The organism is Flavobacterium sp. EDS (genome assembly GCF_020991525.1).
GTDB lineage: Bacteria > Bacteroidota > Bacteroidia > Flavobacteriales > Flavobacteriaceae > Flavobacterium.
This window is the reverse complement of record NZ_JAJMOZ010000001.1, coordinates 261,488-275,058: the sequence shown is the minus strand read 5'-3', so window position 1 is coordinate 275,058 and position 13,571 is coordinate 261,488. Positions and strand designations below refer to the sequence as shown.

Here is a 13,571-nt window from a genome sequence, read left to right as displayed (position 1 = left end):
AACGGATTTCTTTTTTAAGTATACTGTAGCTAAATAAGCTATAAATTATAATATTCTGTTATTATTAAGTAAATTTGAAAAATATAGTACCCATACCTTGAATGCATCTTATTCCTTCCAGATTTACAACAACACTGCGTCACTTCCTATATCATGGAATGATTTAGCTAACCATAATATTTTTTTATCCAAAGAATATTTAGAGGTATTAGAAAAATCTGCCCCAACTAATATGCTGTGCCATTATATTGGACTTTTTAAAGACTCTGAATTAGTTGGTATTGCTCTCACGCAATTTTTAGATTCTAATAAATTAGAATCGTTTGGAGAACGTGATCAATGTGTAAAAACTACAGTTCGTAATTTTGCTTTTAAAAAATTTGCTTCGCATGTTTTATTTGTTGGAAATAATATGCTTACTGGACAAAATGCATTTTCTTTTTCTGAGAAAATAAGCCAGCCAAAAGCAATTAAATTAATACACAAAGCTATTAATGCATTAAAAAAAGATTTTAAATCCAAAGGAAAGAAGATTCATATTACAACTATTAAAGATTTTTCGGCAAAAGAAATTGAGATCCTCTCTACCGAATTTAAAAAAGGATACACATTTTCTATTCAGCCAAACATGATTTTTAAGATCAATGAAAACTGGAAAACTGAAACCGATTATATTGATGCTTTGTCTAAAAAATATCGTGACCAATACAAACGTACTCGTAAAAAAGCCTTGGGAATCGAGAAAAAGAAAATGGATCTAAATGACATCATAGCTTTTGAAGATACTATTTATGACTTGTATTACCATGTTGCCAAAAATGCTCCATTCAACACCTTTTTCTTAGCAAAAAATCACTTTAGAGTTTTTAAAGAAACATTACAAGATAAGTTTCTTTTTTACGGCTATTTTATCGACGGAAAATTAATTGGTTTCAACACCTTAATCATGAATGGAACCCTCATGGATACATATTTTTTAGGTTACGACGAAAGCATCCAGCGCGAAAAAATGCTGTACTTAAACATGCTTTACGATATGATAGCATTTTCTATAAACAAAGATTTTAAAGAAATTATTTTCGCCAGAACTGCTCTGGAAATAAAAAGTTCTGTGGGTGCAAAACCTGTTAAAATGTACGGACTTATCACACACAGCAACGCTTTAATCAATCATAATATTGCCAAACTTTTTAATTATCTAGAACCAAAAAGTGATTGGAAGGAACGAAATCCGTTTAAATAAACATATTTCTTCTTTAATAAAAAGACAAAACCAATCTAAAATTCTTAAGGAATGGCAATTTTCATTTGCTTATGCAAAATATGAATATCAAGTTCTGTTTGTGCTCCACAATACTCTCCATCAATCTGAAAACTTACTGGATAATTTGTTTTCATTACTGCTTTATCTGTCGAAATAATAACAATATCATCTGAGTCAATAGGCATGTTTCCTGTGATTATTTTTCCAAGAATTATCAAATCTAAATTTTTTAAAACTACCAATTCAAATTTACCATCATTAACCGTTCCTTTTGGATTAATTACAACCCCTGTTCCATATTTTTGAGAATTAGCAATTACAACCATTCTTGCTTCATGTTCTACCGTTTGGTTATTTGCTGTAATGGCTACAACAAACGGATCTCCTGATTCTTTTATAGTCGTGTAAGCTTGTGATGCATAACCCCAAAATCCTCTTATATTACTTTCTTCATAGTTCTTAATTAAATCGGCATTCAGTCCAATATCGCTTAAATGAATACTTTTTTTACCATTAATAGAAATCATATCCATCTCGATATAATTACTATGAAAAGCTATACTTAAATTCTCTTCAAGTGTTTTTGGCAAATTTAAATCAACAGACAAGCCATTGGCTGATCCTGCAGGTAATATTCCAATAACAACATCATATTGCTCCATTGCTTCGGCAACCATCTTTACAGTACCATCTCCGCCTGCAACAATAACCCGATTAGGCAAGTGCTCTTTATAGAGCGCTTGTATTTTAGTAACATCATTCTTTCCTGTCGTTTCATAAACTTTTAAATTAATATGACAGGTTACTGCATAGGATTTTACTGTTTCGATAAGCTCAGACTTATCCAAATCACCCGAAATAGGGTTTACAACAAATAAGATATTTCGTTTCAAAATTTTATCTTTATATTTATTCAAAAGTAATTTACACTAGTTATTCCAAAAGTACACAATTAATGAAACCTATTTTAAAATTATATCGCGGATATGCTAATGATCAGGAACTAATTGTGATGGGACACATTTTTAAACCATCAACGGCTAATGATTATGATTTTCAAAAGAAAAATTTCAAAAATGCTACTTCGGTTCTTAAACTTTTTCAAATAAAAACGATTCCCAACTACGATGTTTATTTAAAACATGGTGATAGACAAATCCACACAAAAACCCTTGATGATGGTTTTTTTAAATTTTGTATCCCTCTAAAACAAGAAACTGGTTTTGGATGGATGGACTATGAAGTTAGTATTACTCATAAAAGTGAAACAATAACTTCTTCGGCATCTTTCATTAGACCACATGAAGGAAATTTAGGAATTATATCAGATATTGATGATACTTTCCTAATCTCGCACACAAAGAACTTTTTTAGAAAATTATACATTCTACTCTTTAGAAACGTAAATGATCGCAAAATATTTGATGATGTCGTACCTCATTATCAAGCACTAAGCTCAGCTGGGAGAAACAATAAAAATGAAAAAAATGCTTTTTTCTATATTTCAAGCAGCGAATGGAATTTATATCGATTTATTATTCAGTTTACAAAAATCCATGATTTACCAAGGGCTGTAATATTATTAAAAGATATTAAAACTGGAATGTCTGACTTTTTTATGAGTGGCAGAGGAAATCATGACCATAAGTTTGAAAAAATAAAGCATGTTTTGGAGTTTTATCCAAACCTAAAATATGTTTTACTAGGCGATGACTCTCAACATGATCCAATATTATATGAAAGAATTTGCAAAATATTTCCTGTAACAGTAAAAGCAGTTTATATAAGGCAAACTGGCAAGTATAAAAAAGTAGCAACAGAAACTATTCTGAAAAATTTAGAAAACCTTGAAGTTTCTGTTTGTTATTTCAAGCATAGCAGCGAGGCTATTGAACATTCTAAAAGGATTGGTATTATAATGTGATCTGTGAAATGCGGGCTGTAAAATGTGTTAGATGCAAGATGAAAAGCAAAAAACCAAGACTAACTCTTTGACTGAGATTGCCCTTCGTCTCCGCTCAGTATAACATTCGACTGATACTAAATATTGAATACTAAATACTGAATACTAAAAAATAGCCCAGATAGAGCAAAAAGCCCGGAATAAAAAAATCTGCATTTCCTGTTTTAAAAAAGCGACTTTAGAAGCTCTTTTTATAACATTAGAAATGTAGATTTTTTATGAGGACTTGTAGCGAAAGCTGGATTAGCTCCTAACTATTGAGTTATAGATTATCTATTTCTTCCTGAACTACTTCCCATTCTGAAAGTAATTTATCTAATTCGGCTTTCTTTTTATTGTAAGCCATAAAGAATGACGCATCTTCGATATGCTTGTCATAATTTGAAGCTAACATTTTATCGTCATGCTGAATGTCTTTTTCTAATTGCTTGATTTGACTTTCTACTTTACTCAAGCGATTCTGCAATGCTTTATTTTTCTTTTGATCTTCGTATGAAGCTTTATTACTTTCTTTAGGAGCTCCCGCTTTTGTAGCATCTTTTTTCTCAACTTCACGCATATTTTCTAAATTACGCTGTTCTAAGAAATAATTGATGTCTCCTAAATATTCTTTTATCTTTTGATCCTTGAATTCATATACTAAATTAGACATTCCCTGAAGAAAATCTCTATCGTGAGAAACTAGTAACAATGTTCCTCCAAATTTTTGAAGTGCTGCTTTCAGTACATTCTTAGATTTAATGTCCAAGTGATTCGTAGGCTCATCCATTAGCAAAACATTTATAGGCTGTAACAACAACTTACATAATGCTAAACGGTTTCTTTCTCCTCCCGAAAGAACTTTTACCTTTTTCTCTACATCATCTCCACGAAACAAAAATGACCCCAACATGTCACGAACCTTAGATCGGTTGGTATCCATTGCAGCATCTTCCATTGTTTGTAACAATGTAATTTCACCATCTAGATATTCTGCTTGATTTTGTGCAAAATAACCCAACTGAACATTATGTCCTAATTTTATACTTCCTTGATATTCAAATTCATCAACAATCGCTTTAATAAAAGTTGATTTTCCTTGCCCATTCTGTCCCACAAAAGCAATTTTGCTTCCACGTTCTACCAACAGATTGATATCTTTAAGTATAACTTTATCTCCATAAGCTTTTGTAACATGATCAGCTTCGACTACTACTCTACCAGGTTCTTTAGAAACTGGGAAGGAAATATTCATTACCGAATTATCATCTTCGTCAACCTCGATACGTTCTACTTTATCTAATTTTTTGATAAGCGATTGCGCCATAGATGCTTTTGAAGCTTTGGCACGGAATTTCTCAATTAGCTTCTCTGTTTCTTCAATTTTCTTAGCTTGATTTTTTTGTGTAGCCAATTGTTTTTCACGAATTTCATGACGTAACAATAAGTATTCTGAATATGGCTTATTAAAATCGTATGCCTTACCTAATGAAATTTCGATTGTTCTGTTGGTTACATTATCCAAGAACATTTTATCGTGGGAAACAATTACCACAACACCAGGATAATTACGTAAAAAACTTTCTAACCAAATGATACTCTCAATATCCAAGTGATTCGTAGGCTCATCCAGCAACAAAATATCATTAGACTGTAATAATAATTTTGCCAACTCGATACGCATTCTCCATCCTCCCGAAAAAGTTTCGGTTTGGTTATTAAAAACTTCTCTTTTAAAACCTAAACCTATAAGGATTTTTTCAGTGTCTCCTACATAATTATATCCACCTAATAAATCAAAACGGTGTGTATAATCAGATAAATCTTCGATAATCTGACTGTATTCTTCACTTTCATAATCGGTTCTGGTTACCAATTGATGATTGATTTGCTCTAATTTTTTCTCTACAACTTTTATATCTGTAAAAGCTTCGTAGGCCTCTTCGAGTACTGTTCTTCCTTGTTCGAAATCGATATCCTGACGTAGGAATCCCATTCTTACTTCTTTCTCTGTTGCAATCTGACCAGAATCTGGTTTAAAATCTCCTGCAAGAATTTTTAACATTGTTGATTTTCCAGCACCATTTTTCCCAACAAGACCTACTCGATCTCCAGCACCTAAACGAAAAGTAACTTCCTCAAATAAATAAGACCCCCCAAACGAAACAGATAAATTATGTATATTAAGCATTTATTATTGTTATTTTTAACTAATTGATTGTGTAAATTGATAGCTTCAAATTAATGAAAATCAATTTTTGTAGACATTGAAATACTTTTCTCTAAGTAATTAAACATTTATTGAGCTTACAAAAACTTTATTTATGTGCTTAACTAACCTCTAATCCGTATTTTTAATTCTTGATTTTCTAAAATATAAAGCAATAAATATTGCATTTTGCTTATGATTTTAAAAATGCAAAGGTAGTGAAAAGGAATGTATTATACTATAAAGTTAAAAAACCTAATTACAGCGTACTAAAAGCTTCTTTTTTACATCTTTTCGGTTATTAAGAATAGGAAAATTGTGAATGTGGCAATCAATGATTATCTTTGAATTAAAATCATATCTTATTATTTAAAATAATTACTCTGTCTTAACTCAAAATAACAGGTAGCTATTTTACATTTCACAAAAACCTACTCAAAATGTTCAAAAAGGGATCTAAACTAAATAGTATTTTAAAAGGAACTTGTCCTAAGTGCCAAAACGAAAGTATGTACGAAGACAAGAATCCATTCCATTTAAGTAAGGTTCTAAAAATGAATGAATCTTGCAGTCATTGTGGATTTGTGTACCAAATTGAACCTTCGTTTTTTTATGGAGCAATGTATGTAAGCTACGGACTAAATGTTGCTTTAGGAATTGCTGCCTTTATTATATCTTATGTTTTATTTAATTCAAGTATTGAAACTTCTTTTATAGCAATTGTAATAACTCTAGTTTTATTATTTCCTTTTGTATTAAGATGGTCGAGAAATATATACATCAATATGTTTGTTTCTTACGACCCTAACAACAATATAAAATAAATTACTTTTTATTCTTTTTATAAAATCGCTGGATATTTATCTCACTATCCAGAGGGATGTCATTTTCAATATTTTCAAATAAAGCTTTTGCCATTGCTGGTCCGAGCATGACCCCTCGTGTTCCTAATCCGTTAAGAACATGAAGTGACTTGTGAGCATGATGTGTCCCTACCAATGGTCTTCTATCTTTTACTGTAGGACGAACCCCAGCAAAATGTTCAACTATTTCAAAATCACAAGTGATAATTTCACGGATACGCTCTAGAAGCTCTTGTTTAGCTTCCTCAGTAGGCAAATCGGTTTTATCCTTCCAATTATAAGTAGCTCCTACTTTAAACAAATCATCTCCTAAAGGCAGTATAAACACACTTGTATTCACAATCACATCTATATTTAAACCAACTGCTTTTATAATAAATAATTCTCCTTTTGTTCCATCTAAAGGCAAATCATTAAAAAACGGGTTCTTATGTAACCCAAACCCCTCTGCAAAAATCACATGACGTGCTTGGATATTTTTATATTGAATACCTGAATCTAAAAACTCTATTTGATCATAATCAAACGATTCTTGTAGCAACAAATTATTAGCTAGTAAATATTCTCTATACTTTTCTAACAATAAAGCGGTATCAACATAACCAGTGTGTAAAACTTCTCCATAATCGTATGGGGAATCTATGCTATTGTATTTTTTAGAAACTAACTTAGTAGACAAAAAAGGAGCTAAGTTCTTTTTATCAGAAGCACTAAACCAATTGTTCTGTTCTTCAATCGAGAAAAATTTTCTCAAAATCGGAAGCTGATAGTTGAATTTTGTAGCTAGCTTAGCTTCAATTTCTCCATAAAACGAATCCATTAAAACTAACTGCGCTTGTGCTTGCCACACTTCACTAAATCTTTTTAAAATTACTGGATTATATAATCCGCCAGCAATTTTTGATGAGTTTTGTGATTTATCATCTACCACCAATATAGATTTATTGTGCGTCAACGCTTTTTCTGAAAAAGAAATCCCAGCCAAACCTGAGCCAATAATTAAATAGTCAATCATGAAAAAATAAATTAAACTGTTACAGTCATCAAACTTAAATAAAAAAAAACTCTTACCATTAATGGTAAGAGTTTATATTAAAGAAGTAAATTATTTTATTAGTAATTCCACATATCTGATTCGAAATTTCTAATTTTTTCTTTCACTCTCTCAGATTCTAATAATTGATTCTGAGCATTATCCTTCATGTATTCATCGATAGCTCTATCTCCATAAACATTTTCTTCTTTATAGATTGTGCTGTTAAAACGTCTAGAGTTCAAGATTTGATCAAAAGAAATTGGCATTGCAGAGTTTTTGTCATTAAAAGCTTTAGCTTCATGCAAAACATTTCTAGCATCTGGGAAGAATACCCAGAACAATTCTATATAGTCCTTCTCTTCACTATTAATAGTGTAAACATCTGGAGTTACAGGACAAATCCCTAATAGACGATACTTTAATTCACTTTGACGTTTATCAAAATACCAATACCCTTTAATTTTATATTCTGTAACATCTTGAGCTGTTAAATCAGTTTTCAAGATATACTCAGAAGATATAGTTTTAGATGCAGGAACGTCTACTGTTTCAGTTGTAGTTACTTTGTTTTTCCCTTTACCTGTAGTCTTCTTTTTTTGGATCGTTTGCGCAACATATGCACCTGGATCTTGATTCAATTGCTCTCTACCTGCATCAGTTGTATCAATGCGTGATAAAGAAGCCTGAATATCTTTCATAGACTTTTTGGTATTGAAATAACTATCAGTATAAACTTCAGTAATTTTACCATTTTTAATTGCTTTTGTCAAAACATCGTACATAGAACGTCTGTCTGAACCAATATTGGCAGTGTCAATAGGAAAATACAATGAGAAGTTGATTTTTTCATTCAAATCAATGATTTCCCAAACAGTTTTCCCCATCAAAACATCTCTATCGTGTACATAACCATAAGCTAATGGTTTGTCATTGTCTGAAATAAGTTGAGCTGGTGTTTTTAAACCAATTTCTGCTGGTGTTTTTGCATTAAGCAAATTCGACTGTGCAAATGTGGTAAAACTCCCTGCAACAGAGACAATAGCTATTAAAAAATTTCTTACATTCATCATGGTATCTATCAGTATAAGATATTGAAGTAGTTTACTTTATAGAACTACTTATTATTGTATTTCAAAAATTACTGGAGAAGTTCTAGGTAATAAATAACTTCCTGCTCCAACAAGTTTAGTTTTAATCTCAGAAATAGTGACTTGGTCACCTCTACCTGCTTTTGAAAGAACTGATTTACATTGTGCATTTAATTTATTACCAGAAACTACAACTGTAGGTTGTCCAGTAACTTTTAAATTAAATCCAACAACATCTAATCCAACTTCAAAATCAAAATCAACTAATTTAGCTCCAATTGTAGCTACTTCAAGGTTTGATTTAGGTCCTTTTACGATACCCATTTCTCCTCTAATAGTTCCACTTGGCCCAGGGATACCTTTAATTCTGAAAGTTTTCTTATCAGAAACTGTAGTACCATTTGGTAATGTACCTGTAACAGAAATTGTAGTTTCTGTACCTGTACCTGGACTCATATTATATTTTCCTGGCTTACCTGCTGAAGACAATCCTGGAGCACTTGCTACAACTTTATTATCAGCAACTCCAGCGAATGAAACTGAGATAGGGTTAACAACACCTCTATAAACTACATTCATTTTATCTGCAGAGATAGTAGCCGAATTTGGTTTTGGTACTACAACATATTTACCTTCAAATTTAAGCGGAATAGTTTTTCCGTCTTCTAAGAATGTAAATTGTCCGTTAATACTTTGTTCTCCAATTCCACCAGCAGTCATCGAGATAACAGCTTGCCCGTTAACAATTTTACCTGGTCCTGAGAATGAAGTAGGTTTTGTGTTTTCGTCATAACGACCTAAAACTACTTTACCTGTAACAGTTTCTCCTTGGAAATATGCGTTTTTATCAAGAACTACAATTGCTTTATAATTACTATAAGAAGCTGCTGCTACTGCCGCTTTTCCTAAAGCTGAACTATAAACATCTGATTCTGCTTTTTTAACATCACTTTGCCAAGCTGATAATTTTGCAACTGAAGCTACAGCTGGAAAACCTTTAAAATGGTAAGCTAAAAACTTATCTTTTAAACCTTCTTTGTTTTTAACGTCAGAAGTATTAAATTTATTATCAATCTCAGCTACAATTGCACTATACTTTTTATCACCCAATACAGCTTTCATATCAGCTTTGTACTTATCGATTTTAGCAACGATTTCGTTACCTTTTGCAGTATAACCTTCACCTGTAAACCAGTTGTCGATATTATCACCTTTGTCCATAGACTCATAAGGTAATTTTCCAGTCTCTTTGTCTTTTTCGAATCCTTTTAAAACATCTCCTTTTAAAGTTTCGATATAGCTATAAAAATCTTTTGATATTGCTTCTACTTTGTGAGCTGTTTGAGCAGCTGTTTCAAATTCTCCTTTAGCCTCAGCAGCTTTCTGATCTAACGAAGACAATAATTGCTCATTTGTCATTTTAGCTGACTCATTTGCACTTTCAAATTTTTCATTCATTAAGCCAAAAGCAGACAAAACTTCTTTTGACATATTCATTGCTAACATTGCGATAAAAACCAGATACATCAGGTTTATCATCTTCTGTCTAGGGGTTAATTTTCCTCCTGCCATATTTTCTAAATAATTAGTTTTTTATTAATAATAATTGTCTTTAACTAATTATCCTTTATTATTCATAGCTGAAAGCATACCACCATATACATTGTTTAAAGAAGCAATATTTGCAGTCATTGATTGCATTTGTTCTTTTAATTTAGTTGCATTTTCAGCAATCTCTTTATTAGCTTCTGCATTTCTAGAAGCACTTTCTAATTGAACTTTGTATAAACTATTTAATGATTCCATTTGTGCAGCGGCAGTAGATAACTCTTCGCTGTATTTTTTAGTAGAAGCGATTGAATCAACAGTTGGAGCAATACCTTTAGCAGCAGACTCAAAGTTTTTAATACTATTACCTAAGCTTGACATTAACTCTCCATCAATTTTAGCTTCTTTAAGCATAACGTCTAATTTTTGAGAAAGTAAACCTTGCGCATCTGAAGTTTTTTCAGCTTTTGCAACTTTTGCTTTTGCCTGTCCGTTAGCCAATTCTGGGTATACTAATGTCCAGTCTAATTCTTCGTCAACTGGTTCAAAAGCAGATAAAGCAAAGATTAATGCTTCTGTTACTAATCCGATTGAAAGCATCAAGGTTCCTGTTAACGGTCCAATTTCAAAGTGAGTAATTTTGAATAAAGCTCCAATGATTACTACTGCTGCTCCCATACCGTAAGCGAAATTCATCGCTTTTTTACTTAATAATGCCATAATTCTGTTTGTTTTGTTTTAGGTTTTAAAATAAGGATTTGGTTATTGAATTTAATTTTCTTTCTTTTTAATATTTTGATTATTTCTTATTTCCAGTTGATTGTGTTCCCATATAATCTTGAACAGTTCTAAAACCGATAAAACTTCTTGCAGAATCTGCATATTCAAAATCTCTAGTACTTACTTGTAAGAAATAAGCAACATCTTTCCACGAACCTCCACGTACTACCTTACGCTTATTAGAGCCATCTTGCACATTAGGATTCATTGTAGACACATATTCGTAAGCATTTGGACTATATGAAGAATCTGTCCACTCAGCAACGTTACCAGCCATATTATACAAATTATAACCATTTGGGTCATATGATTTTGCTTCTACAGTGTACAAAGCATTATCTGCAGCATAATCTCCTCTATTTGGTTTAAAGTTTGCCATAAAACAACCTCTATCGTTTCTAATATAAGGACCTCCCCATGGATAAGTTCCTGACTCTAGACCTCCTCTAGCAGCATACTCCCATTCTGCCTCTGTAGGCAATCTGAAAGAGTTTACTAAATCATGTCCTTTCTTTTTAGCTTTTATGTAAGTATTTTTATTTAAAGTTCTCCAAGCACAGAATGCTTTTGCCTGAGTCCATTTTACCCCTACAACTGGATAATCTCCATACGCTTTATGCCAGAAATAATCATTGTGCATTGGCTCATTATACGAGTATGTAAAGTCTTTAATCCAAACTGTTGTATCAGGATAAACCTTAACTTCTTCTGTCTTAACAAATTCTTTTCTTTTTCCTACTTTAGCTTTAGCTGCAGCTTGAATATCCATCCAAGAATATCTGAATTTTAATTTATTTACATCTATAGTTCTTAATCCATTGTAAGACTCTTCAACAGGGATATACATAGAATCCATAACCTCAGCGTAATACTCATCTGGATAGGCTTGTGTTCCTTTTGCTAACTTAACTTTTCTGTTTAATTTTCTTCCTGCATAAGGATCATCAGCGGTACCAATACTGTAGTAATTATCATACATGTACTTATCGTAAGCAGTCATTTTTTCAGGATCAGAATCATTAAAAGCATAATCGCCTATGCTTCCACTTTTTTTACCTTTAGCATCAGCTCCACCACCAGGTTTTTGACCCATTTCATCAGCCATAATTGCCAAACGAACTCTCATTGTAGAATCCTTAACCCATTCTACAAATTGACGGTATTCACTATTTGTTATCTCTGTTTCATCCATATAAAAAGAACGAACTGTAACTGTTTTTGTTGGTGCATCCTCTACTTGTGCCAAGTCATCATCTGACTTACCCATGATAAAAGACCCTCCTGGAATCAAAGTCATTCCGTAAGGTTTTTCTGGATACCATTTCCCGCCTTTAACACCTACTAATTCTCCTTTGTCACTTGACCTACCACAACTAACTATTAGTGTTAAAAATGCCGCAAATGCAATAAACTTCTTCATATATATTTGGATTATCTATTCATTATTATAAGTCCGTAAACCTATTTATTATTTTTCTAAAAAACAATAGCTTTTTGTGTAATTTCTTTCACGGTCCAAAATTAAAGTTAAAAAAAATAAAAAAAAAATATTTAGTCGATAAACTGCCACAAAATACCGCTTAAAAACGTTAAATTTTAATATCTATAAGTATAACCTTATTAATGAAAACAAAATCAATCATTTAAAAAAAACCCTCAATCATTAACATCTTATTACGAAAACGATTACACCGTGTTTTTCCGCTGTGCCTTCCACCATCTTTCAGGTAATTCCTGATTACACGCTATCAAATATTCATCGTAAGAACAAGATAACAACGTATTTCTCTTCAATTTATTATTCCCATTTGAAATAAAAGGTATCTCTATCCACCAACGATCTGTTTTGTCACTTTTATAAAAAACTAATTCTTCTTCTTCTAACGGAACTATATATTTTAGATAGTTTTTTCGACTACCATAAGGATACTCATTTGAACGGTAATGATACCCCTCAATAAAATACCAAACTATTTGCGCCATTAAAGGAGCTTCTTGCAATGTACTATTCTGATTAAACAAACCAAAAGCAGACACTTTATCACTAATTCCAGCATACCTTGCCAACGAACAAATCTCTTTACCATCAAAACCATTAGGCTCAAAAGCAATAGTATTTCCTGAATCAGCAGATTTAACTGAATTCAAATCAAAACTCACTAAATCAGCATCTCTAAAAACTGGCTCAGCAAGCGCAATTTTATTTGAAATCTCTCCTAAACGATATGCATCAAAAAATAATTTTTCGATTAAATCTATTTCTTCTTGAGAATTATAATAGGTCTGATACCCTATATTACAATAATTGAATAAGTTATTAGGAGCATCTACTATAATTTTAGTCAAATATGAAGTTGCTGAAGAATCTTCACTCTCTTTTCCAAAATCAAATTTATTATCGACCGCAACTAAATTAACCATCTGCTCTAAATCATCGTAAGCACGATACAAAGCATAAGTCAAATCTTGAGAACCACCTATTACTATAGGCACTATTCTATTTTTTATTAAAGCGGCTGTTATTTTCTTTAAAAGATAGTAAGTATCATCTACTGAATCCCCTTGTACAACATCTCCTAAATCAGCGATAGACATATCCCAATTTCCAGGAAACATACCATATAGTTTTTTACGAAATGGATTTAGATTTACATCATTAATCGCAGTTGTATCTCCACGATTATCCAAAACTCCTATTATAGCAATATTAATTTTAGTTATATCAGGAAATTGTTCTTTAGTATGTAAAACTATCTTACTTCCCAATTCTTGAGAAGACAATGTATCAACGTAGTTTAGAATTTCTTCGTTAACTGGTTGTAGAAAATCAAATTCCATTTT

The 13,571-nt window shown here is 31.8% G+C and carries 11 protein-coding genes; 3 read left to right on the top strand and 8 right to left on the bottom strand.

All coding sequences use genetic code 11. The features are described 5' to 3' along the window. Positions 1-97 precede the first annotated feature (97 nt). The gene (locus tag LPB87_RS01215) at positions 98-1,243 is read left to right on the top strand and encodes a peptidogalycan biosysnthesis protein (protein ID WP_230604493.1); all 1,146 of its coding nucleotides are present in this window, start codon (positions 98-100) and stop codon (positions 1,241-1,243) included. Between the two features lie 44 nt (positions 1,244-1,287). On the opposite strand, the gene LPB87_RS01210 is transcribed toward LPB87_RS01215, so the two are convergent. Beyond that, positions 1,288-2,157: a diacylglycerol kinase family protein gene (locus LPB87_RS01210; protein ID WP_129537368.1), complete on the bottom strand. Its 870-nt coding sequence runs from the start codon at positions 2,155-2,157 to the stop codon at positions 1,288-1,290. A 62-nt stretch (positions 2,158-2,219) separates the two neighbouring features. Here LPB87_RS01210 and LPB87_RS01205 point away from each other — a divergent pair, with 62 nt between their 5' ends. Continuing rightward, entirely contained in the window at positions 2,220-3,188 is a 969-nt protein-coding gene (locus LPB87_RS01205) for an App1 family protein (RefSeq protein ID WP_230604492.1), read from the top strand. Between the two features lie 301 nt (positions 3,189-3,489). Here LPB87_RS01205 and LPB87_RS01200 read toward each other — a convergent pair whose 3' ends face one another. After that, positions 3,490-5,397, bottom strand: a complete 1,908-nt coding sequence (locus tag LPB87_RS01200; protein ID WP_129537366.1) for an ATP-binding cassette domain-containing protein — start codon at positions 5,395-5,397, stop codon at positions 3,490-3,492. A gap of 458 nt (positions 5,398-5,855) precedes the next feature. On the opposite strand from LPB87_RS01200, the gene LPB87_RS01195 reads away from it, so the two are divergent. Continuing rightward, the gene (locus LPB87_RS01195) at positions 5,856-6,239 is read left to right on the top strand and encodes a DUF983 domain-containing protein (protein ID WP_129537365.1); all 384 of its coding nucleotides are present in this window, start codon (positions 5,856-5,858) and stop codon (positions 6,237-6,239) included. A gap of 1 nt (position 6,240) precedes the next feature. Here LPB87_RS01195 and LPB87_RS01190 read toward each other — a convergent pair whose 3' ends face one another. From LPB87_RS01190 to LPB87_RS01165, 6 genes are all read right to left on the bottom strand, one after another. Next, positions 6,241-7,293 (bottom strand): FAD-binding oxidoreductase, encoded by a 1,053-nt coding sequence (locus LPB87_RS01190; protein ID WP_230604490.1) that lies wholly within the window; start codon positions 7,291-7,293, stop codon positions 6,241-6,243. Positions 7,294-7,391: 98 nt separating this feature from the next. Next, the gene (gene gldN, locus LPB87_RS01185; RefSeq protein ID WP_129541001.1) at positions 7,392-8,381 is read right to left on the bottom strand and encodes a gliding motility protein GldN; all 990 of its coding nucleotides are present in this window, start codon (positions 8,379-8,381) and stop codon (positions 7,392-7,394) included. 54 nt (positions 8,382-8,435) lie between these two features. Next, positions 8,436-9,974 carry a gliding motility protein GldM gene (gene gldM / locus LPB87_RS01180; protein WP_129537363.1) on the bottom strand — a complete coding sequence of 513 codons (1,539 nt, stop codon included), beginning with the start codon at positions 9,972-9,974 and terminating at the stop codon, positions 8,436-8,438. A 48-nt stretch (positions 9,975-10,022) separates the two neighbouring features. Then, positions 10,023-10,670, bottom strand: coding sequence for a gliding motility protein GldL (gene gldL / locus LPB87_RS01175; RefSeq protein WP_129537362.1), 648 nt, complete (start codon positions 10,668-10,670; stop codon positions 10,023-10,025). Positions 10,671-10,749: 79 nt separating this feature from the next. Next, a complete protein-coding gene (gene gldK / locus LPB87_RS01170) occupies positions 10,750-12,150 on the bottom strand; it encodes a gliding motility lipoprotein GldK (protein WP_129537361.1) in 1,401 nt (466 codons plus the stop codon). A gap of 266 nt (positions 12,151-12,416) precedes the next feature. After that, positions 12,417-13,568, bottom strand: coding sequence for a formimidoylglutamase (locus LPB87_RS01165; RefSeq protein WP_129537360.1), 1,152 nt, complete (start codon positions 13,566-13,568; stop codon positions 12,417-12,419). Positions 13,569-13,571: the final 3 nt, after the last annotated feature.

What these genes read in the sequence shown, in the direction of transcription:
- LPB87_RS01205 (WP_230604492.1), top strand. Translation starts at nt 2,220, where the DNA reads ATGAAACCTATTTTAAAATTATATCGCGGATATGCTAATGATCAGGAA.
- LPB87_RS01200 (WP_129537366.1), bottom strand. Translation starts at nt 5,397, where the DNA reads ATGCTTAATATACATAATTTATCTGTTTCGTTTGGGGGGTCTTATTTA.
- LPB87_RS01195 (WP_129537365.1), top strand. Translation starts at nt 5,856, where the DNA reads ATGTTCAAAAAGGGATCTAAACTAAATAGTATTTTAAAAGGAACTTGT.
- LPB87_RS01190 (WP_230604490.1), bottom strand. Translation starts at nt 7,293, where the DNA reads ATGATTGACTATTTAATTATTGGCTCAGGTTTGGCTGGGATTTCTTTT.
- gldN (WP_129541001.1), bottom strand. Translation starts at nt 8,381, where the DNA reads ATGAATGTAAGAAATTTTTTAATAGCTATTGTCTCTGTTGCAGGGAGT.
- gldM (WP_129537363.1), bottom strand. Translation starts at nt 9,974, where the DNA reads ATGGCAGGAGGAAAATTAACCCCTAGACAGAAGATGATAAACCTGATG.
- gldL (WP_129537362.1), bottom strand. Translation starts at nt 10,670, where the DNA reads ATGGCATTATTAAGTAAAAAAGCGATGAATTTCGCTTACGGTATGGGA.
- gldK (WP_129537361.1), bottom strand. Translation starts at nt 12,150, where the DNA reads ATGAAGAAGTTTATTGCATTTGCGGCATTTTTAACACTAATAGTTAGT.
- LPB87_RS01165 (WP_129537360.1), bottom strand. Translation starts at nt 13,568, where the DNA reads ATGGAATTTGATTTTCTACAACCAGTTAACGAAGAAATTCTAAACTAC.